At 48.4% G+C, this 19,950-nt stretch carries 27 protein-coding genes; 21 read left to right on the forward strand and 6 right to left on the reverse strand.

Features of this window, described 5'->3' with window-relative positions; all coding sequences use genetic code 11:
- Positions 1–38 precede the first annotated feature (38 nt).
- From H7R56_RS25360 to H7R56_RS25385, 6 genes are all read right to left on the reverse strand, one after another.
- Positions 39–809 carry a putative periplasmic lipoprotein gene (locus tag H7R56_RS25360; protein WP_007372251.1) on the reverse strand — a complete coding sequence of 257 codons (771 nt, stop codon included), beginning with the start codon at positions 807–809 and terminating at the stop codon, positions 39–41.
- A 127-nt stretch (positions 810–936) separates the two neighbouring features.
- Positions 937–1,467, reverse strand: coding sequence for a FlhC family transcriptional regulator (locus H7R56_RS25365; protein WP_007372252.1), 531 nt, complete (start codon positions 1,465–1,467; stop codon positions 937–939).
- A 2-nt stretch (positions 1,468–1,469) separates the two neighbouring features.
- Complete coding sequence (locus H7R56_RS25370; protein ID WP_016241572.1) at positions 1,470–2,000, reverse strand: hypothetical protein; 531 nt, start codon at positions 1,998–2,000, stop codon at positions 1,470–1,472.
- Entirely contained in the window at positions 1,993–2,553 is a 561-nt protein-coding gene (locus H7R56_RS25375; RefSeq protein WP_016241571.1) for a transglycosylase SLT domain-containing protein, read from the reverse strand. Before H7R56_RS25375 ends, H7R56_RS25370 begins: the two co-directional genes overlap by 8 nt.
- 29 nt (positions 2,554–2,582) lie before the next feature.
- Complete coding sequence (locus tag H7R56_RS25380) at positions 2,583–3,113, reverse strand: hypothetical protein (RefSeq protein ID WP_016241570.1); 531 nt, start codon at positions 3,111–3,113, stop codon at positions 2,583–2,585.
- Positions 3,114–3,127: 14 nt separating this feature from the next.
- Positions 3,128–4,150 carry a ParM/StbA family protein gene (locus tag H7R56_RS25385; RefSeq protein ID WP_007372253.1) on the reverse strand — a complete coding sequence of 341 codons (1,023 nt, stop codon included), beginning with the start codon at positions 4,148–4,150 and terminating at the stop codon, positions 3,128–3,130.
- A 1,183-nt stretch (positions 4,151–5,333) separates the two neighbouring features.
- On the opposite strand from H7R56_RS25385, the gene mobI reads away from it, so the two are divergent.
- The 21 genes from mobI to H7R56_RS25490 all read left to right on the forward strand — a co-directional run bounded on the left by mobI (position 5,334) and on the right by H7R56_RS25490 (position 19,918).
- Entirely contained in the window at positions 5,334–5,765 is a 432-nt protein-coding gene (gene mobI, locus H7R56_RS25390; protein WP_016241569.1) for a conjugative transfer protein MobI(A/C), read from the forward strand.
- Between the two features lie 876 nt (positions 5,766–6,641).
- Positions 6,642–7,331 carry a hypothetical protein gene (locus tag H7R56_RS25395; RefSeq protein WP_009652897.1) on the forward strand — a complete coding sequence of 230 codons (690 nt, stop codon included), beginning with the start codon at positions 6,642–6,644 and terminating at the stop codon, positions 7,329–7,331.
- Positions 7,332–7,925: 594 nt separating this feature from the next.
- Positions 7,926–8,489: a hypothetical protein gene (locus H7R56_RS25400; protein ID WP_007372259.1), complete on the forward strand. Its 564-nt coding sequence runs from the start codon at positions 7,926–7,928 to the stop codon at positions 8,487–8,489.
- A 12-nt stretch (positions 8,490–8,501) separates the two neighbouring features.
- Positions 8,502–8,918, forward strand: coding sequence for a hypothetical protein (locus tag H7R56_RS25405; protein ID WP_016241566.1), 417 nt, complete (start codon positions 8,502–8,504; stop codon positions 8,916–8,918).
- 121 nt (positions 8,919–9,039) lie between these two features.
- The gene (locus tag H7R56_RS25410) at positions 9,040–9,291 is read left to right on the forward strand and encodes a hypothetical protein (protein ID WP_007372261.1); all 252 of its coding nucleotides are present in this window, start codon (positions 9,040–9,042) and stop codon (positions 9,289–9,291) included.
- 15 nt (positions 9,292–9,306) lie between these two features.
- Complete coding sequence (locus H7R56_RS25415; RefSeq protein WP_016241565.1) at positions 9,307–9,579, forward strand: hypothetical protein; 273 nt, start codon at positions 9,307–9,309, stop codon at positions 9,577–9,579.
- Positions 9,580–9,592: 13 nt separating this feature from the next.
- A complete protein-coding gene (locus H7R56_RS25420) occupies positions 9,593–9,976 on the forward strand; it encodes a hypothetical protein (RefSeq protein WP_007372262.1) in 384 nt (127 codons plus the stop codon).
- Between the two features lie 62 nt (positions 9,977–10,038).
- On the forward strand, positions 10,039–10,743 hold the full coding sequence (locus tag H7R56_RS25425) for a hypothetical protein (protein ID WP_007372263.1): 705 nt from the start codon (positions 10,039–10,041) through the stop codon (positions 10,741–10,743).
- A 168-nt stretch (positions 10,744–10,911) separates the two neighbouring features.
- Positions 10,912–12,084, forward strand: coding sequence for a hypothetical protein (locus H7R56_RS25430; protein ID WP_048213837.1), 1,173 nt, complete (start codon positions 10,912–10,914; stop codon positions 12,082–12,084).
- Positions 12,085–12,876: 792 nt separating this feature from the next.
- The gene (locus H7R56_RS25435) at positions 12,877–13,218 is read left to right on the forward strand and encodes a hypothetical protein (protein ID WP_048213836.1); all 342 of its coding nucleotides are present in this window, start codon (positions 12,877–12,879) and stop codon (positions 13,216–13,218) included.
- 147 nt (positions 13,219–13,365) lie between these two features.
- Positions 13,366–13,959 carry a hypothetical protein gene (locus H7R56_RS25440; RefSeq protein ID WP_007372267.1) on the forward strand — a complete coding sequence of 198 codons (594 nt, stop codon included), beginning with the start codon at positions 13,366–13,368 and terminating at the stop codon, positions 13,957–13,959.
- Positions 13,960–14,051: 92 nt separating this feature from the next.
- Entirely contained in the window at positions 14,052–14,318 is a 267-nt protein-coding gene (locus H7R56_RS25445; RefSeq protein ID WP_007372268.1) for a hypothetical protein, read from the forward strand.
- A gap of 108 nt (positions 14,319–14,426) precedes the next feature.
- Positions 14,427–14,885, forward strand: coding sequence for a hypothetical protein (locus H7R56_RS25450; RefSeq protein ID WP_182928839.1), 459 nt, complete (start codon positions 14,427–14,429; stop codon positions 14,883–14,885).
- Positions 14,886–14,920: 35 nt separating this feature from the next.
- Complete coding sequence (locus tag H7R56_RS25455) at positions 14,921–15,397, forward strand: hypothetical protein (protein WP_007372270.1); 477 nt, start codon at positions 14,921–14,923, stop codon at positions 15,395–15,397.
- Between the two features lie 74 nt (positions 15,398–15,471).
- Positions 15,472–15,747, forward strand: coding sequence for a hypothetical protein (locus H7R56_RS25460; RefSeq protein ID WP_007372271.1), 276 nt, complete (start codon positions 15,472–15,474; stop codon positions 15,745–15,747).
- Between the two features lie 114 nt (positions 15,748–15,861).
- Positions 15,862–16,134, forward strand: a complete 273-nt coding sequence (locus H7R56_RS25465) for a hypothetical protein (protein WP_007372272.1) — start codon at positions 15,862–15,864, stop codon at positions 16,132–16,134.
- 154 nt (positions 16,135–16,288) lie between these two features.
- On the forward strand, positions 16,289–16,594 hold the full coding sequence (locus tag H7R56_RS25470) for a hypothetical protein (RefSeq protein WP_016241563.1): 306 nt from the start codon (positions 16,289–16,291) through the stop codon (positions 16,592–16,594).
- Positions 16,595–16,606: 12 nt separating this feature from the next.
- Positions 16,607–16,900, forward strand: a complete 294-nt coding sequence (locus tag H7R56_RS25475) for a hypothetical protein (protein ID WP_007372274.1) — start codon at positions 16,607–16,609, stop codon at positions 16,898–16,900.
- Positions 16,901–16,994: 94 nt separating this feature from the next.
- Positions 16,995–19,067 carry an ATP-dependent DNA helicase DinG gene (dinG, locus tag H7R56_RS25480; RefSeq protein ID WP_016241562.1) on the forward strand — a complete coding sequence of 691 codons (2,073 nt, stop codon included), beginning with the start codon at positions 16,995–16,997 and terminating at the stop codon, positions 19,065–19,067.
- 20 nt (positions 19,068–19,087) lie between these two features.
- Positions 19,088–19,408, forward strand: a complete 321-nt coding sequence (locus H7R56_RS25485) for a hypothetical protein (protein WP_016241561.1) — start codon at positions 19,088–19,090, stop codon at positions 19,406–19,408.
- Between the two features lie 87 nt (positions 19,409–19,495).
- Positions 19,496–19,918 (forward strand): hypothetical protein, encoded by a 423-nt coding sequence (locus tag H7R56_RS25490; RefSeq protein WP_024196082.1) that lies wholly within the window; start codon positions 19,496–19,498, stop codon positions 19,916–19,918.
- Positions 19,919–19,950 lie beyond the last annotated feature (32 nt).

A 19,950-nucleotide genomic window follows, 5' to 3' on the forward strand; every position in this document is an offset into this window, starting at 1 on the left:
AGGATAAGAAGCCCCGACTTTATGTCGGGGCTTTTTTTTTACTTTCTGAACAGGTATTGCTTACCGTCACTGAATACCATTGGTTCATGTTCAGGAGAGCCTGGTAAGAACAGAGCCCGCTGAGCACCCAGTTCTTTACTCATTTCTTTAACCAGACCTACGTTAGAGGCTCGTGTTGCATAGAGGTTGAAGCAGTCATTACCGATAATGAATGTCACCTGACCGCTGGTGCTGATAGGTGGTTTCGGCAACGTTGGAGCTATATCAGCATACGATACCCAATCACCGTTCGTCGCTTTCCGACGAACTGCATTTTCAACAGCACCGCCTTTCCCCTCACACATCCCACCAACTTTGTATCCATCCATCCGGGTTAGTGTTTTCCAGAAAATCGCATTGACCTCACGCTCATTATCTTCCTGAGATTTACCGTTCCATGACGCGACACGCACCACGCCATCAACAATAGCAGTAGGCTGTTGGGCCGTTAAAACAGACAGCACAGGGATGAAAGATGTGTGTGTCGCGAAGCCCGCAGCCACATCGGCCACTCCATTACCTCCCAGGTTGGTTACACCTTTTTCACCAGCCTTAACCGGGGTTTTGAGAGGGACAAGCTGCCCATTGGACGCGAAACCGTTATAGATAAGGTATTGATCGCCAGCATCGGTGATCTGACGTAAATCCATCGCTCGGGCAAATTTCAAAGCATCAGATGGATTGCTGTCAACCGGCATAGCTGGTGGTTGAGAAGCCGCGCAACCAACTAACATCAGCGATACCAAAGCAAGACCAGAGATTTTCTTCATTTTATTTTCCTTGGGACACCAGTAGGTTTGTTATTCAATACTAACCCGACTCATTCACGTGACGAAGTATCCAGGCAATAAAAAAGCCCGTTAAAACGGGCTTTTTTATGAAATTTAACTTAGTCACTTACGAGCTTTCATTTTCAGCTTCTGTATCAGAGCAGAACGGACAAATATGTTTTTTCCGTGGACGGTCACAACTCTGCGGTGAAATAAATGAAAGATCGCAACGGTAACACCTTACCATACGTATTTCTTCAGCTCGAAAATCACGAGCAAGAGTCCAGGCCTCGTTGGCATCAATCATCATTTTCGAGGCTTCTTCCGGGCGGAATTTAAGGTTTAGTTCCCGGTAGATTTCGAACGCACTCACCACATCAACGATGTTGTCACTGTTGTTTGGGTCTTTCGAACGACGCAGATAGATGCTCATAAAATTGGTTGCCTCAACCTTTTTATGTGTCGTATTGAGCAGCGTCTCTGAATGTTTAAGTCGTCCGATTGATACATCACTCAGATGGAACTCTTTTCGCAAAAAATCAATAACACGGTCACTTGCATTAAGCGAATGCACAATGATCTTTCTACGAAATCCTAATTTTACCATTTTCTGTGTTAAAGCAAATTTATCTTCATCCCGGACAAGAGCAGCCTTCATAATCAATTACTCCAATGAGAATAGCGCGACTGTAAGTAACCTGTTAATTCTAAGGTTGGGTTGGGGGCTCCAATAACTGTACTGAAGTCACAATCTACTAAATCGGCAAATGGACGAATAGGTTTAAAATATATTTTGCCGGTTATGATTGCATCGATTGTTTGTGCATCATCCATACGTTCGACAAGCTGTACGGTTTTTTCATTATCAAACCAGTAGAACGTTTGGGCAACAGTCCCCGTATTAATGAAAACACGAACACTGAATACCAGCAGGGCAAGCCGTAGGATGTATGAGTCATGACGAACGAATTTTTCTACCTCAGTAGATATCTTGCGCTCGGGATCATGACAGATATTAAAGATGGGCAAGTCATACTTCTCCATCGATAAAGCGAGCTTGGCCTGATTAGATTTCTCTATCAAAAATTCCCGGTCTCCTTCTGCTAACTCAAAAGGGCTTTTATACAACGATTGCGCACGGGTAATAATTGAGATGGCAGTCTGTAGAAAATACAAATTTTGATTAATCATTTTCGATAAGCCTCTTCCATACGCGTAATACGCGCTGACCATATTCACGAGCCTTGCCTTCCAACTTAGGGTTTTGAGTGTTGTATCCACCTATCGCCAGTTCTATATCGCCAGGGTTAGCTTTGATGGCTGCACACAAAGTCTTTGCCCCGATTCGGATGTTTGTATCGACATCCAGGAGTTCTTCAGGATGGTTAACATACTGTCCGTTCCAACGAAAATTAATTTGAACGATTCCAATATCTGTTACCGGAGTGGCTGAGAGATAGCGGGCTAGCGCTCTCTTTGCATCTTCATAACTTGTCGGGTAATACGACCCATAAACATAGTTGTTCAATGCCCAGGGGCTGGGAACAACATACCCCTTGGTTCCTGCATTATTTTTACTCTCGGTGAGTGCCACCGCGTAGAGAAGGTACGGATCGAGGCCACACTCTTTCTGGGAATGCTTTTCCCAAGAAGTGCCACGAAGATCTACAAGCCTGGCGTTCGTACTCGTGCAGTAAGCAGCACATAGTAAAGCGAGCACCAAACTCTTCGTTGCTATCTGCATTTCCCCTCCCCACAAACCCTACAACGGCATCAACTTATGCGAACACGCCTTGGTGTAACCTTTTCATTAACGCCGCTATCTTGATTGTCGCCTGTCTCCCCAACGCCCGATTTATCTCCAGGATTGGGATCCGGTATTTTTCCAGCAATCTCAGGCTTACTGGTAAGGTTCGCCGTCGATAACTGGTCATCTTTAACTTCGAACTCTTGAATATCACTGCCCACACAAAATGGCGGGCCTGTATTGACTATATCGTTGCTAACCACGTGACGAAATTTTGGTTCAGTGTCCTCATTTACTTTGGGTAAGTGGCCGTCTCTCTGACTAGTCATCAGACCAGTCTCATTTTCTGTATTCGGCCCACGGACTGATTTCTTCTGTTCTGATTTACGTTTTTTTGAAGTCTCACGGACGATACCGGGTATAAAACTGTCACCTGCTAGCAATGCTCGGTTTGCCAGCGCCAATAGTGAACTGCTGCGCTGGCCAGACTGTTTTGATTCCAGATAATTAATCAGCTCTGGAAACAGTATTGGATTAATCGTCACTCGAACTTGCATGAAACCCCCTTTGCTCAATCATCGCCGTAAAGCATCAAGTCAACGCCATAGTTCCAGAAACCAATGGCATTACTGGCAACAGGCAACGGGCTCGATACGATCCTGGCTCGGGGGAATTCTTCTCGTATGGTCTGTTCGTAGAACCTTGTCCCACCACCGGCAGCTGCAATGATATGGACTGGCCCGAGAACCCTTGTCGATTTTCGCAACTCTTTGACTACATCACTGGCGATGGAGGGAATAGCTTCTTCAAGCAGAGGACGTAGGGAAATGTGGCGGAACCCATTAAAGAAAGACTGCTCATTGTTACGGAGAGCGATTTCAATAATTTCTGGTAGATCATCAATTCGCTCTTCCGGGTTATCGGCATTAAGGCGGTTCACAATGCTTTCGATAATTGCACTGGTTGCTTTTAATGATGAACCTGAAGAGCCTGATACCCTGCTTCCGCTCTTAAAGGCGATGTAGTCCATCGAGAAGAAGCCAGGGTCAACCACGAGAATGGTCGACTTCTCTAATTCTTCCTGACTGATAAGGCCCGGTCTGTTAACGATGTCATTGATGACACCAACGCCCTGCTGAAGAACGAGGCATTTTTTAACAGTCACTGTTTTTCCTGGCGCAATAGTAAACGTACCGGTGAGCCTCGCAGTCAGTTTCGCGCGTTCACTTTCATTAGCAAGACGGACAGGTAAACCAGTTACTACCAGGTCGATTTCATTGCCTGCTTTAGCAGTGATTTTATCCAGTGAGGCCAGATATAGTGCCAGGTACATTTCTGTCATGTGGTAACGGTCATGCAGCTCACGCGCATCGGGGCGTTCGGTAAAAGCCCGCCATTCTTTACCTCCTGGGTACACCAACACTTCATGTTCGCAGCTACGCTTTACCAGCCGCACATCATCTACTGGCTCATTCGTAGCGTAGGCCGGATAAATACTGACTGTGGGTTTGTCATCCGCTGAATCCCCTACAGCAATTTTTACATTGCTGTATCCAATATCAATTCCGCAGACAACCAATTTGTCATTGCTCATTCGTTAACCCTGCAAGTTAAAAATGAATTACTGCCACTCCGATAACATTTGAGCGCCAAAAAGGGGTTCGCACTAACGTAAAGAAAGGTGGCCTCCCTCTGTCAACGTCGGGAATTAACCGTTAACAAGTTGTAACATGGTATTCAAACGATCATCGATTACCATTTTTTTTATCGGCAAAACGTCCCCATTTTTGACATTAATAATGGCTAGATACGGACGTTTAAAATGTCAGATATGTACATAAATGCTGCATGAAACTGGACGTCATATATGGCTAAATCCGGCCCTAAAAACCTTAACCCCTAACCTAAATCAGACTGAGGAAATTAGGTGGTAATGTATGAGGGCAACACATTTAGATTGGCTTTCCGCCTGGGGATTTCGCGGAGTATATATACTAAAAACACATGCTTCGGTGAGGTGAATTAAGGTATGTTGTGGCGATTACTCAAGGGTACACTTCGTGAAAATTTTACTTAAGCACAAGTTATAATTTCACTTAAATATGCATATCTCCCCTTCACTTCCCCCCCAAAAAAACTCTCTCAAACTAGTATATATACCTACAAAATGTGACATAAATCACTATGAAGTTACTGTGATTTAGGATTGATCCTGAAGACGGAGGGAGGTGATGGAAGTTTCAGCTGCGTTTGCCATTGTATTCTCCAGAAAGGTAACAAAAAGTGGAAAAGCCAGAAACATAAGTTTCTGCCATATCATATAGCGACTCTACATAATCGTTTACTAAGAGGTTTGTGCAGCGGTGGGCGTCATCCCGTTAATCGCCTCTACATTAGGGGAAGTAAGTTTCCATTATATTCCCCAGAAACCTATTAAAAATCAGAAATGCCCAGAAACGTAGTTTTCTGCCATATCATATAGAGATTGGCAAACTGCTTGATTAAAATAAAATGGCTTGATAAAAGTACCCGTACAGATAGATATTAATAGCTCAATCACCAGATTGCCATTGTATTCTCCAGAAACATGCAAAAAATGAGAACACCCAGAAAGATACTTAACTGGAGAATCAATCTTTCCTGTTTTGGAACTGAAAACTAAAAATCGAACCTGAAAAGGAGTTTTCTCTTTCTCCAGAAACATAGAGTTCTGGCGTAATAATAGAGATTCTCTTTTTTGGGGTTAAGTCCTAATCAAAAAACATCGAGGTGGTTTTATGCAACTCGTCGGGTACATCAATGATCTGGAAAAGGCTCGTGATGCGGTTGATTCAGCCGCAGAACTTCTGTTTAACGAGGCCAATAGTCTTCGGGAGGAATACTGGGACAAAGCTATTGCTGATGACGAAAAGGCACGGTACAGCTTTAACGTAACCAGGCAAGGAACAACTATCAGGATCCGCTGGGCCAGATTGACACCTTTGCGCAAAGCTGGTGGAGGCATTGATCGTGTCGTTCCCAAATACCTACCTCTCAACAAAGGCGAATCATATCCACCAGCGAAATTTAAGGATGCAAGCCAGCGAGAACTTGCGCTTATCGAACTGTATGAAGGTCAGCTTATTTGGTTGCGTGATGAGTTACGAAAAAACCGTGCAATTCGGCAGGCACTTTCACTTCGAATAACTCACCTAAGAAAACAGCTTTAGAAATACAAACCGCTCTGGAGTAAACATAACGGATATACATGAATACCAGGCGATGACCTGGTATTTTTGTTAGTGAGCCTTCAGGCGATCTGTTAGTGAGCCTTCAGGCGATAGCGGACTTATCGCGGCGGAAATGAATCAGGATGATCGCAATATGATCGCGAGTGTTTTCGCCCGGGTATGATCGGGTGGGAATGCAGCGGACTATTTCGCGGGCGCGAATATGGAAGGTAAACAAAGCGGAAGCGATAGCGTCGGTTTTCTCTATTTTTACATCGGGAGGTTGAGCATGGTAATAATCAAACCGCACGATGTCGGAGGAAAGATGAATTTCCTCCGGGGGTTTTTATGGGCAACCGGAGGTTGCCCTGGTTTTAATCGCCGGGGAAAACCAAAAGTGAATAACCAACATGGTTTTCCTCCGGGGGTTTTTGTCGCGGCGAGTACCGCTTAGAAATTGTGATCGGCTATCGAAACGGACAATATGAAGTCGATACCCTCGTTCGGAATAACTTCCCTCCCGATACACGCGTAAACAAAACGAAACCATTAACAAATTATCGCTCAGATTATCAAAGTGGATCATCTCCGTCTCATACCAGCCAAATTCCCTTGTAAACCGATCTGTATTCGCAAAAGGATCCGTTATTGGGATAAAACCACGCCAGAATCGCCTCAGAACGATTCTGAGCTTATCCCCCTGGTATTTTCACGATCGGATTGATTAAAACGCGCCTGAGCGTTTTGAGCGCGTTTTGTAGATCGACATATCTGTAAATTTCCTGAGTATGGTTTGGCTATGCCCTGATTTTGTTCCGAACGGGGAAGCCGTTATGATTAGGTCTGAATGTAAAGCACTTGTAGAGGTGATGCGGTATGAGTCACGAGCGCATTGAGGTTTTTGGTGATGGAGGCAGCTGGATAGCCGAAAGGCTTAAGTCATTCAGGTTAACGATCTTGGGTCAAAGTGAGTCGTTGTCTATCGTCAGGAACCCGACTGACAATTCTGCCTGGGTGACTCACGATGATACCGGCCTTGTTTTATGTCCCCTCCATGTTGATGGTTCGTTGGCCCCGGATATCGCTGAAGCTACTGAGACGGTGGAGAAATACATCTCCCGAGTGAGCCCTGCGGGAATATCAGCACGGATAAAGCAAGCCCGTAACCACCTGGATAGAATTGCCGCACCGGTAGACTCACGTTCTGCGGCAGCACTGTTAAGACGTGGCGGAATCCCGATTCTCTCACTGCGAACCACGGAATATCTGAAGTGGTACGAGTTGTTAGCGAGACTGGCGAAAGGTCAGGCTCTGTCACCATCCATCTGGGTGGATAACTACCTTGCCGGTGATACACCAGAAAGTGCATGGGCTAATGGACGCGGACTCTATGAGTTAATCAACAATGGGAATATGACATCAGCCAATACGATTTTCCCGGTCTGGTATTCTGTAGCTCTCGCACTGGGAAGATTCACAACAGAAGAACTACCTGTGATGAACGCCTGGCCGAGCTATTGTGATGGAACCCGTGTGGAGAGTTTTATCCAGTTGTATCGTGATTAATTCTTATTCATATGTCATATGATTAACGCTAAAGAAGATCTGCGGTAAGTCTGGCCGTTACCCGGAACCCCGGGACAGACCGAAACTTGCTTTCGGGTTGTCTCGGGGTTGGCCGAGCGAAGCGCTGGCAAGCACCACACCTATTTTGAGGAGAAGCCAATGTTAATTTCGTATAAGAGCAAATTGAAATTAGGATCTATCGCACTATGTTCATTTGGTGTAGGTATGGGCGTTATGCTATCAAAAACCGTTCCACTATCTTTAAGCGCTGTAGTAGTACTCGCCTTTTTCTGGTTACTCTCAATCATTTGTTTAGGGGTTGCTGCTTTCTTTTGTTCCGATTGAAATTGTGTAGTTCATACAGTACCCCGAATAATCCCCGCCTTTGTCAGTAGATAACCGTGAGGCAGACCGAAACTTGTTTTCGGGCTGTCGAGGGGTTGGCCGAGCGAAGCGCTGGCAAGTACAGACCATATTGTTCCCCCTGCATTTCTCATCGCTAAATTCTTTCTTGAAATATCGTCAGATTCCCTGTTTGTCACCCACCAGCCTCATGTTGTTATTGACCTAACTGCCATTCAATGGGAAGCAACAATGTTTAATTTAATCGCGAAGGCTAAAGAAGCAGGTTATCAATTCTGGATCAGTGCCTCCAAGGTACTGACAGTTACTACCGGAACCGAGATGGGGCTGACGATTATTAAAACTGTAACTGATATTAACCCTTGCTTGCTGGTGGCAGAGTTAATGAACCTTGGGATCACGTTATCCCCAGATAATAATTATTTCTGCTGGTTGGATAGCGAAGGTGTCCTTTGGGCCGTTGACCGCCACCATCTCTATCGAGGAAATACAGGGGAGCATGGGGTAAACTGGGATGTCGTCTATCATCACGGCATGGTAATTAATACCCCTGAGCAGGCATCCATCCTTTTCAAAATTCCCCACATTGGGCGCTTTACTGCCACTGTAATGTATAGCGCTGGCTATACACCCGACTGGGCTCTTCCAGCCTTTGTTGATTTTTCTGGTGAACCGGATCATGAAACAATACTGTCGTGGTTATCCGAGGTAGGCATTCGTAATGCAGGAATGCATCTCGAAGATATTGAGTTTCTTTCTGTTGAAGAAAATCCCGACGCTTATATCTCTCTTTAATGAGGTCTCTGTATGTCAAACGTTAAACCTTATTCCTGGGTAGTTCGCTTCGATGTTGCTCCTCAGTGGGTAGCTGACGGCTTTATCATGACAGATACCACAGCTCTCGAAATGCTATCTGATGTTATCAACTATGCAAACGATCACGAACTTGCCGCATTGGTTATTTCAGCACCCGATGCAGAAAGAATTTCCGAGGAGCAAGGCTATTTGGCTTCTAACAATGCGGAGCTAATGCGTCAGGTGCTAATCGGCTCACCGCAGGCATATGCTAAAGCATCTGTGGCAAATACCCTGCTAAAGGCTATAACCGCACTTGAGCAAACGCAGGATAATAAGCAGGTCGTTAAAGAACTGCATTCCAGCCTCGCTTTACTGACGGGCAATAAGCCTATTTCGGACATTATCTGGTTTCCAACCCCAGAATAATTCTTTCATAAAGAGCTTAAATCTTTAGCTCATTTATTTATGGATTTTCTATTCGTCAGCCACCCAGCGTGTGTTTAACTGAAGTTAGTAAACAAAACGAAAAACATACGCGGGGTGATTTATGAATACTGCAATTCATCAAGTACGAAATAACGTTCGTCGCACTACATCTGCACGTCCTGTTTGTTATCCAGTTCGCCCGCAGACAGAGAAAGAACTTTTTTCTGTAGGCCGCAGCCTCTGGTATCGCTACACCACTTCATTTGGCCCGTGCCGTGAAGTTCACCATCATCATGTGCAGCAGCTTGCACACCTGGTGGGTAAATCTGTTGGCTATGTTGAACATGCCATTAATCATTACCTCACGCATTGAACGAGGCGGCTTAATATGTCTACTCAAATCTATTGTGCGGTGCTTCGCCATTTCATGATGATGGCTGCATCCTCCCAGCACTCATTGATTGTGCTGAAGCAATTATATAACGCAGAGATTTCATCGAAAGCTCACCTGGCCGGTCTCTCCGTGTCCGAAGCTGAAGCGCTCCTGGCTCTACCATCCACCAGCTGGCGCAAACGCGATGATGTAATTCATGAGCTGAACATTCGCCTTAAGCAACTCACTAGCGTAGCCACACCGCCAGCTCAACAAGTCGCAAACTGAAGGAGTCTATAACATGCTGCCATTTCTCATTTTGCTGTTCTGCTCATCGCCTGAGACGGCGCGAATGATCCTAATCTACGCTACCGATGAATCTGCGGCCCGCCTCCAGGCGCTTGAAGATTTCGCACGTCTGAATGATTCGGGTTTTGCTGCTTCCGCCCAAACCCCATATGAGTGGGAGAATCCTCACGGTGACCAGCTCTTTATTGAGTCGGTATACCCGGTTCCATCCGGCGATTTATCTGCTATCCGCCGTATGCTCGGGGATGACGATGCCCCATATACCGACAAGCACCTTATTGCCGGTTTACTGGAGGACAGCCGACGTATCCAGATGATTGAACCGAATGCCGGTACTCTTTCTCGTATTGCTCAGGCAGAGCAGTACCTTCAGTAGACTTGTGTTCCGACCGCCCACCAGCAGGTGGGCTTCGGGCTAATTTCCTGTACGAGGTATGTATGCAAGGTACACCACGCTGGTGGCAGAACGGTCGTCGGGTGCAGGCCGTTCTCGCAGAGAATCAGACCGCAGATGTAAGGCTCAATATCGGCCCAGAAAATGACTTCTGGTTTACTGATGATGGTAATAATCCTGTTGCTGTGCTTAGGGTTATCGGCCCGGTCTGTCCACTGGATCCGCTAAAATTCACCTCCAGTATCACTGATGTCCTTCCTGAAGATGTCCATAGCTATAAAAAAGCCCTTCAGGAACACCAGATGATAAACCGGCCTGTCTCGTTCTATCTTGCACTTGCCGATGCCTGGTTGCTTGTTAACGAACAGCAGCCGGTTTACCAGTTCCGCATCCGAAACCAGTACAACGGCATGACTACTGAATGGAATTCCGTTGCCCGGGACAAAGTCATTGAAGTGATTAAGATGCAGCCGGAAACCGCTGAATTCCGGGTTCTCGTCCCATCGGCTCCTGAGCCTGCTGCGAATGCCCGGCAGTTGATCTCAGAAATTGAAGGTCTGCGTGAAGCTATTGGGAAACTCTACCCGGCAAATACTGATGTACGTCGTATTGCCAGAAACAGCGGCTGGATGCATGTATACGACGACACCAATGCCAAAATGAACTTTGCAGACAATGCCAGAAATACCCCTTATCTCGATGCCTTTGTGACTCAACTGCATCTCTTCCTCACAGATGATCGAGAGTAGATGTAAAACCTCCCTGAATCTTTCTGCTCTAACCAGCGCTGTCATATAGCATTTTTTTGACGGCGCTGCCGGTTGCGCTTTTATCAAACATGGTAAATACATTGTTTCATGCTGTCTGGCTCCCGGGCGCGGAGTTATCGTTGATGGAACCAAGTTGAGATATTCGAAATGAAAAGACCAACGGCACATAAAAATGACCGTCTGCCGGTGCGAAGATCTAACCCTACAACGCCTCAAGCAAGAGAGCGCGTTATTGCCGGGCTGGTGGCCTCAGCTACATCTGACTTCGTCTACCTCGTTCAGTGGCTGAAATCAGGAAAGCAGAACGGTGACCCTCTACAGCTATCCAGATGGGATAGCCTGAGAAATGCAATAAGCCACCTTGAGACGCTTGATGCTGGTGTACAACCTGACTGGCGCAAAGTCCTCACCCTGGTGTCGCGGGAAATTCATACCAGCCATAATGTCCAGGCGGTTGTTACTCCTCCGTCTAAAATCGCCGGTGGTATACTCAGCAACCTTAACGACATCAGCCAGAAGATAGCGACCGGGCTTGCTTCCCCTGACATGCTCGGCAGGCTCGATTATATGCTTCAGTTGACCGCAGGCCTGGCAGGTGGTGATGATCTGACGCAAAGCATCCGTAAGGTTTCAGACAGTGCAGAAAAAGCCCTACGTGGTTATGACAAGCCGCAGGCAAAGGCCAAAACGCCTAAACCGGCCCCACCAGCTCCTGCATTCCGGGATGATCAGACGTTCAGGCAAGAGTGTGCGCCACTGATTGGGGTTGATGACCTCTTTGTTCTGGCTAATTGCCTTATTGCGATGTCCGCCCGCCTGGGCCGTTCTCCTGTCAGCCTAGCGAAACGCGCAGCGGGTTTAAAAGGTGTGATTAAACCCGATATGCTGGCTGACCTGCTGGAGCTCTTACAGCAGGACGTGGATCTGACCGCCCTGGCCCCGCCACCCAGGGTTAAAGACGATAATAGCCGCAGTGATGGAGGTAAGCTCGTCGGTTTAACCGGGGTCGTCGAAGGTGGCGCGTCAATCGGTGCTGAAGCGCAGCGTATCATCACCGCAGAACTGAAGAAGCACTCGCCGCTCACTTCGGCGCAGCGCGTATCTTTCGATACCGCCCGTGCGGGTCTGGCGCTGGAGAGCGATACATTCCGGGTTATTGAAGAGATCAGACGTATTGCAGCATCACTCAACTGGAGACCGCTGGCTGTCGCGGCCCATGCCGCGCATAAATCGCCTGGTATCCGCCCGGAGATTGCCGGGGATGTGATCACGTTGCTGGCGCAGGATGAGGCCTTAACCACCAGCAAGCCTAGCCGTTAAGTACCTGCCGCGCTGACTACAGCTTACCTCGCGATATTGCACCAGCAGCTCAGAAATAATACCGGTATAAACGTCCGCGTTTTGCCGGTATTTTAATTCGCCCTATTTTTAGAATTAGCGATAATAGCGTTGCTTATTACGTATTTTTACACTCAGAAACCTTCGTCACATGAATAGGGTATGGTTCACTGAATAGACAAAGACGTTAAATCTGGTCAGCTACAGAAAGGAGGATTTATGTAAATGCTCTCGTTACGTTCAAACTCTTAAAAAACTGCCGCGCCTGCCTATATAAGCCAGGCTGTAGACCTGAAGTCTACAAATTTAGCGTTACTGACAATTCACAATCCAGTGAACCGGCCCACACTAAGGAGGTTATATGCGAACGCGTAACTTTAAATCTGAGTCTATGTAATCTGATCAGCTGGCGCTGCCGAGAATGGCGGACTCCGCTACCCCGGTGATAGACCGGGGTAGCAGGAAGAAAGAGTAACGATTTACCGGTTTTAAAACCAAATTTTCGTCAAATGGGATACAAGCGCCCAAGGCCGGTTCCCGTCTGACAGACCGAAGTTGTGATGTGTGCATCGCCCCCCTGGAAGTTGTTTTATTGAATTGCTGTGTGTAGTTTTGCGGGGATAATACCCCGCTTTTTTTTTGCTTATTCTTCTTCGTCACCCCACCTTCCTGTGCCATCATACGTATAGAAAATAACTTTTCACTTCTGACCCTTTTTCAGTTGAAGTCTTATGATTTGATATTCCGCTAATACACACACATTAAGGAATGAAAATGAGCAACGATATTCATAACAAAATTGCTGATGCTTTAGCTTCTGTTGGTTTAAAACTTTCCGATGGATATACCCGGGCCGCACTCTTACTGAAGATGAAAGGTTCAGTTAGTCTCAATTTTGCTGTTGATGGCAAACCTGTCACTGTCACTCTCCATATGACTGAATCGGGTGATGTTACTGCTACCACTGATTATGACGATTCAACCGCTACTGCCGCAGCAGCAGCCGCAGCCGCAGCCACTACAACGCCAACACAAGAGTCGGTGGAAAAACCAGCAGAAGAGTCGGTGGAAGAGCCAGAAAAAAGTAATACACGAAAAGGCCCAAGGCCTAAGTAATAACTGCGCTGGAACTACATGTTGGCATAATTATAAATATCAAAACTGGCGGGGTTAAATCCCCGCTTTTTTATGCCCGATTTCCTTCGTCACCTGAATACCCCGTGAGACTATAAGTAAACAAAACGAACAACACGGGGCAACGCCATGACCACCAGCAAAGAGAAAAATGTATTCTACGTTCACTACTATGAATCCGACTCCAGTGGTGGCGAACTGCCACTGATGCGCATTGAAGCGGAGAACGAAGATGAAGCCAACCTGATCTGTCTTCGCAACCTCGCGGATGTTTATGACGTTGATCATGACGACATCAGTCTTGAAGACGGCTTCGAAGTGAACGGCAATAGCGTTTATCTGCAAGGTATCTACCCGGCGACCTCAGAGCAGGCACTGGTAGTTGATGCGGTATTTAATATGACTTCTGTAGAACCAGTCGCTGAGGCTGTGACCGGCACGGCGGAATCCGCCTGCGGTATCAGCCTGGTCTCTGATAAGGTCTGGCTGGAAAGCTGGTTCGACCTCGAAGACAAATTTGCTGATCAGATGGCCCACGTCGCTGAAGATGACAAGTCTGATACACGCTTCTTGCTCTACCGTGACCAGGTCATCGATGTGCGTGAATGCGAGACATCTTCTGTCCCAGGCTGGGATCTCCAGTTCGGCTTGAGCGGCGGTACGCAGATGCTATTCATTCGCCTTTCTGATGATGGCGATCACGTTGCACTGGGTCTCGAATAACTGCTGCCTGCGCCCGGGCTTGTTTGCCCGGGTTGCTCCCCTCCCCTGAATCAAACCGAGTATCATGACATCATTCTGAGGAGTACCAGACGATGAGCGAAGTAAAGCACTTCAGCATCACGAAAACCGTTGATTTTTACATCAATGAAGCATCCCCGGAAATTATTGCGGGCCGCAGGATCTATCTGGAAACCGTATTGATTCCTCGCCTTCGTACCGGCCTTGCCGTGCTCAATAAGATGGGCCTGACCGAGCGTGAAGATATGGAGCTGCGCGATGTGTACCAGCGTGGCGTGGAATTTTTTGACAAATTGTTCGATGGCCCTGTCCCGCAGGCCAATACCACCACCAGCCACTAATCCGCAAATTTTGTCCTTTTTTTACCCGGCTCTGACTTCGTCACCCGGGTAACCAGTGATTTAATAAGTAAACAAAACGAACATACCAATAATCACTGGGGATGCACCATGTTTAAAAGTCTGTCTGAATTGATGACCAGCGTTGGCAAGACTGATGCGCATAAAGTCTCGATAGTCCAGGTTAAAACCGGTGTCACCTCGTGGGGCCGCAAAAACCAGTCATCCCGGCCTACGGCTGAATACCAGATCTGGATGGATACTCCTGACAACGACAGTCGTATCGTCCTGAAGCTGAATTTCGTGCTGAGTTCCCGCCGTAGCCAGCCTGAGAAGAATGCGCCCCTGAATATTGAAATCAGCCAGTACGCTAACTGGGATACGGTGAAACGCGCCTGGGCGGAATGCGCTCCTGAACGCTATATGCGGCTGGAGAATGAAACGACAGATGAGTTTATGTCCACCAGCGGGGTCTGGGAAGAAGCATCCGTCATCACCAATGACATGCAGCCGGATTACCGCTACTTCTATCCAGGCACGTCCTATTACGTGGCAAACGACAGCTACTGAAGCCAGAAAACACACCATATAACCGAGGATCTACCATGACCGACGCTATCCAGACTGCCCCTGAAAGCTTCAGCCTTTCTTCCCTGACCGACCTGTATCGCACAGTGCAGGCAACCGAGTCCCACGCTCTTTCAATGATGCGTGTCCAGAGGGGGATCACCTCCTGGGGGAGCCGTCGTATAACTGACCGCCGAACTGAGGGGTTCACCGTCTTTCTGGATGCGCCGGATAACGCCAGCCGTATTACTGTTAAAACGGAGTTCGTGCTGAATGCAGCAAAGACCGGCCCTGATACGTCTAATGATCTGGTGGTGGAAGCGCGTGAACATTCAGGCTGGGATGAGAGCCGGAATTGTTTCACTGTTACCCGCGAGATCGGCGAACTGCGGGTTAATGCTGGTGGTGAAAATCATGCTGCTACACTTCGTCAGCTGTGGAAGCTGCTTCACGCGCAGGCAAAAGCCTACCAGTCCAGAAATACTGCCGGTAACGCCACCTGGCTTATGTTCTGATAAGCCCCGGGCATGGTAATGTGCGTCACGACATTACGCCGTGGCGCACTACGTTCGTTTAGAAGGAAATGAAGATGAAAATAAGCCAGCTGGAAGTCGGGATGAGTGTCTGGTCGGTTAGCCGGGTAAATATGGGCAACACCACACTTAAAACAGTTGTCGTCCACCCGGTCGTGATTGTCGAAGTCCATGATAACCACGTCATAGCCACCTGGAATGGTAACGCCCCGCGTCGTTTCGGTGAGTCCGTCGTTAAGGGCTGGAAGAAAGAAAAGCCGTTGCTGATCCGTGAAGGTTTCGGGCAAATGCGCCTGGCTACCAGGGAAGAGAAAGCGCTGGCTGGTAAGTAACCCCCTTCGTGACCTGTATGACCCGTGGTGTAATGGCTCCGACAACCTGGCAGTTTTCGCAACGCAACACTCTGCCGCAAATCACCCTCCACGGGGCCAGACAGGGAATACACGATGACCGATGCCATTCTCTCTGAAGAGCTGTACTTCAAATACCTCAACACCTACGAACGCGAAAGCAGGTTTCGCATTGACTCTTTTCGCTTTGATGGCGAGCCTCAGTGGACAACCAAATTCGGTCAAGCTCGCATCCGCCCTTCTCAGGTACGTGTACTGCTCTGCCGCTGCGGGGCAAACAACTGGAAAGACGATGGCAGGTTCGCCAATGAGTACTGCTGCGACAGCTGCGGACAGTTCGTGGAGGTGCTACAGCATAACGACCGTTGATTCGCGTCCCGGGGCCGGAGCTGATGGCTCACTGATAAACCATTTCAGACCGACATATTCATTCTGATAATACCCGACGTATCGCCTTCGTCACCTGCCGGGCCCGTGTTGTACTGGTATCAGTACAACATAAAACGAGATCACGGGGCGCATCATGCAGACACTGACCGACGTATTCAGCGATAAGGCGAATAAAGCCTTTCATTCGATTTTCGCCGATTTCCTGCCCACCAGCGCGGATGGGGTAATCACCTTTACGGTTCGCGGCTATGGCGGAAAAACTGCCTGCATGACCGTCCCCTCTGGAACCCCGGTTTTCGTCTTTGGCACTGAAGAGCTCGCCGACTTCCATCGCTCCGCCGTGGCGGGTGAATTCTACATCGTTGATCACGGTGGTTTCCGCACCCTGAATCAACAGGTAGAACGTGGCCGCGTCCCAGTCATCTACGACATCCTCTGAAGGGATCCGATTATGGCAATCGACACAGTTTACCGCCTGCGGCTCGATTTCGACGTGTATAACGGCGATGTCATCGACACCAAAGAGCAGGAAGACAAAGACCAGATCTCCATTGCGAAAATCACCCAATTTATCTTCGATGCCTCCGTTCGGCTCAAGCTTGATGCCTGCGAAACCAGCGATGGCGGGCCAGCACATGGGCCTTACTGTGTTCTTGAGCACTGCAACCGAGCTGTACTGGAACAGGCCGAAACTGAAATTAAACGCTATGTGAGACGCTTTAAAGGCCATTCACTGGAAGACTGATGAACCCGGTACATCCACCAGCATGAGGATGTACCTGACTTCGATAGCCGCTGCCGGGCTGTGCCTCCTGAGCAGCAGAGGACAAGGTACGGATATGCCAGACAATAAACCCCGGATGACTGCCGCTGAAATGACTGAGCGAGCCTATCACTTCTTCCTGGACGCAAAGGGTCTGTCCCCTCGTGCCGGGCAGGTAGACATGATGGCGTTTTGCAGCGCAGTCGTTAACGCTACCCCCGCTGAGGAGCAGTATCGCGTCGGGGTTATTGAGGCCGGTACGGGGACAGGGAAAACACTCGGGTATTGTCTGCCGCTGATCCCCCTGGCGATGGAAAAGCATAAGACGCTGATCATCTCCACGGCAACCGTTGCGCTTCAGGAACAAATCATCTCCAAGGATCTGCCAGAAATACAGGCGAGAGCGGGCCTGAGCTTCTCCTATGCGATGGCGAAGGGCCGTAGCCGTTACTTCTGCCAGATGCGCTGTGACGTTCATATGGAAAGCGAGATGAATGCCTATGGCTACATCCGCGATGATGTGGAGGATATCAGCAAGGCCTTTGCTGGTGGTCACTGGACAGGAGAGCGTGATTCCTATCCTGATGAGATCAATGAGGCGGTATGGGGTCGGGTCAATGCTATTGGCAGTCAGTGCCCTAAAAAGCGTTGCCCACATTATCACCGTTGTCCGTTCTTCCTCGCCCGCGCCCTGCTGGAGTCGGTGGATGTGGTTATCGCCAACCATGACATCGTATTGTCTGACCTGTCACTGGGAGGCGGTATTATCCTTCCCCCGCAGGAAGAGTCCATTTATGTGTTCGACGAAGGTCACCACGTTCCGCAGAAAGCAATTAACCACTTTGCGACCTCCGCCTCTCTCGATGCCAGCAGGCATTTCATGAGCGAAATCTTCGACATGGTAATGACCATGCCAGAGTCCTACGGCGGGACTATGGAAAAGCACGTGCAGCAGCTGGTGGAGCTTGCGGGCCATGCCGGTGATGAGCTCGGTGAGCTGCGGGGGACACTTTTACGCTCCCTGAACTGGCGAAACGATCACGAAATGCCAAATGGCACGGAATCGGACATCTATCGCTTCCCGGAAGGTTTCGTTCCTGAAGATATTGCGGCCCTGTTTAAGCCTGGGTTAAAGACAGTAAACGAGATGCAGAATATCGTTGTGAAAATGACGGCGATTGTAGATGAGGCCGGGCGGGATATCAGCGAGGAAGAACTGGCCCTTCAAAAGATGGCTGTCGGCGAGCTGGCAAATCGCCTGGCGGGTATGCATCAGGCTCTGGCCTCATACTGCGGGAATAAAACCGTCTCTGGTATGCCTATGGCCCGGTGGATTAACGTCCGTCGTACTAAACGCAGCACCGAAGTGGTGATTAATTGCAGTCCGGTCTATGCGGGCGAACACCTGAAATCCGAGCTCTGGTCGAAGGCTTATGCCACCATTGTGACCTCGGCAACAATCCGCTCCCTTAGCAAGTTTGACGCATTCCTGGAGCAGGCCGGTCTTCCAGTCGATACACCTACCCTGCTGGCCCGCAGCCCGTTTGATTACCAGAACAACGGCGTGTTGTTCATCCCCCGTATGCGCTCGGTTCCGACCAATCATGAAGAACATACGGCGGAGATCATCGAACTCCTTCCCAAACTGGTGCTTCGGCTTCAGGGTTGCCTCGTGCTGTTCGCCTCCCGCAGGCAGATGGAAGAAGTCAGCAAGGCGATGCCTCAACACATTTCACCGCTTCTGCTGATACAGGGGGCACTTCCAAAACGGGAAATACTGCTGCGCCATAAGCTCAGAATCGACCGTGGTGAGCCGAGCATTATCTTTGGTATGGCTTCTTTCAGTGAAGGGGTGGATCTGCCTGGCGTGTACTGCAACAACGTCATCATTGCCAAGCTGCCTTTTAGCGTTCCGACCGACCCGGTGGGCCAGACCCTGACGGAGTGGCTGGAGAAAAACGGGCGTGATGCTTTCCGGGAAATCTCGATACCGGAGGCCTGCCTCAAACTGACCCAGTCCGTTGGTCGGCTTATCCGCACAGAGAGCGATACCGGCGCGGTGACTATCCTGGATAAACGCCTGAAGACAAAAGCCTACGGGAAAGACATCCTCGCATCCCTGCCCCCTTTCAGGCGCGAAATTCGTTAATCAACAGTCGAGAGGTTGCTATGCATAAAATTGAATGCCCACGCTGTCTGGGTGGTAAGGGTGAGATCCGAGCGTTCCGGCACGTTCAAGGCGGTGTGTGTTTTCGCTGCAAGGGCCGGGGGTATGTCGAGGTGAAAACCATCCCGAAGCCTTCTATCCGGTTTGTTGCTATGCAGAAATGGGCAAATCCAGAGGACGTTAACTACAACAATGGGGATTTTATCAGGACGTTCTATTTCAAGGCCCGAAGTCAGGCTGAAGCAACAAAGAAGCTTCAGAAAAAACTCGGCGCGTCAGGTCGTGAGTTTTATGCCACTCCTGCGGATGATGTCCAGCAATAAATGGGGGCGTTTTGTAGTGGTTTATTCACTCTGAAATCTATCACTCTGGTTATGATTGGTTTCGAAACAAATGACAGGTGGTAACACATGAAAAACCAGGCTAAAACACAACATTCTGTTTTTAAGTTCATTCGAGCTGCGATTCCGGTAACAGTTCTATCGGCTATACAGTACGCTGTCATTTCTACATTGCTGGTGGTTGGAAAAATTGACCTTCAATGGTCGGAACTCGCTACATCACTTCCGTTATGTATTATTGCAATATTCTCAACAGCATTTGTATTTTACGACCCAAATGAATATGAGTACTTTCTTTCAGTGCTGGGAATGCTTACCGTTTGGGTTTTAGTGTTTATTGCATCAATACTCCTACTTGTAATCGCGCGAGGTTTTTCCTTCATCACAAGCAATTATGTAACATATGCTGAATTGGCTTCCTATTCCATACAGATAGGAATGATGATTGTATTTTACTTCAAGAGGGATAGTCTTAATCAACAGACCCTATAGATACAGTATTTCGCGATTAATATTATCATTGA

Origin of the sequence: Klebsiella sp. WP3-W18-ESBL-02 (assembly GCF_014168815.1) — a bacterium.
GTDB classification, from domain to species: domain Bacteria; phylum Pseudomonadota; class Gammaproteobacteria; order Enterobacterales; family Enterobacteriaceae; genus Kluyvera; species Kluyvera ascorbata_B.